The following is a 1,083-nucleotide window of genomic DNA, read 5'->3' as shown; positions in this document are numbered from 1 at the left end:
GGCGGATTCAAGTCGGAAGTGCAACGGCTTATTAATGGGATTGTAACTGGCTCATAAAGACCTGATGCGGTGTTTTGAAGCCGAGACACTTCCTTGGCCGGTGGTTCAGGCTATACGTTGCCAGGGCAACGTCGCTGGCTGTAATACTGTCAAAGGCCATCTTCTTTGGGAAGAACTGGCGAATCAACCCGTTCATGTTTTCATTGGCACCTCGCTCCCATGAGCAATACGGGTGTGCAAAGAAGAACTGCGCATCCAAGTCCTCCGCAATACGGGCATGCTGAGAGAACTCTTTGCCGTTGTCAGAAGTCACTGTATGGACACAGTCAGCAAATGGCGTCAGCAGTGTGATCATGGTGTCGGATACTTCCTGTGCAGTCTTACGTTCGACCTTGCCGATCAAACTGTAGCGGGACTTACGCTCGTTGAGCGTGACCAGCGCTTGCTGTTGTCCAGCACCGATGACCAGGTCGGCTTCCCAGTCGCCAAAGCGTCCAAGCTGATCCACAATCTCCGGACGCTGCTCAATTGAGACTTGATCCACAATGGTGCCACGCCGTTCCCGCTGGCCATACCGCTTTTTACGCTGCTTCTGGCAACGCAAGCTCTTGTGCAAGGTGCCGCCGGCACGCTTGTCGCTATAGATGTGCTGATAGATGCGTTCATGACTGACGCTGGGCATGCCATTGGCCTTCAGATAGCCACAGATCTGCTCCGGGCTCCATAACTGTCTCAGCTTGATGTCAACAAAGGCCCAGGTGTGCTTACTGATGCGCTTGCCATTGTCGCTGAGCCGCCGTACCGCAGCTTGTTGATGTGCCTGGGCTGGCCGGTAACCCCGCTCGCCGCGATTACGCTGCAGTTCCCGACTGATGGTCGATTTGTGCCGCTTCATGAGCCTGGCAATGCTGCTGCAGTCATGTCCTGCCTTCTTCAGTATGTAGATCTGGTATCGTTCGTCTTGGGATAGGTGTGTGTAGCGCATTCCGGGCAACTTCGACTTGGCGGTCTTGGGGTTCGGATGCTACCGCATCTTCCCTCCCGCCTTAGTTCATCAAGTTGCACTTCCCAATTGAATCCGTG

At 54.4% G+C, this 1,083-nt stretch carries 1 protein-coding gene; it reads right to left on the bottom strand.

The features are described from left to right. Positions 1–31: 31 nt before the first annotated feature. A complete protein-coding gene (locus RY831_RS32980) occupies positions 32–985 on the bottom strand; it encodes an IS30 family transposase (RefSeq protein ID WP_326510498.1) in 954 nt (317 codons plus the stop codon). Positions 986–1,083 lie beyond the last annotated feature (98 nt).

Origin of the sequence: Noviherbaspirillum album (assembly GCF_035916955.1) — a bacterium.
Lineage (GTDB): Bacteria > Pseudomonadota > Gammaproteobacteria > Burkholderiales > Burkholderiaceae_D > Noviherbaspirillum > Noviherbaspirillum album.
This window is presented reverse-complemented; position numbering and strand designations above follow the sequence as displayed.

Coding starts and splice junctions, on each gene's coding strand:
- RY831_RS32980 (WP_326510498.1), bottom strand. CDS start 985: ATGCGCTACACACACCTATCCCAAGACGAACGATACCAGATCTACATA.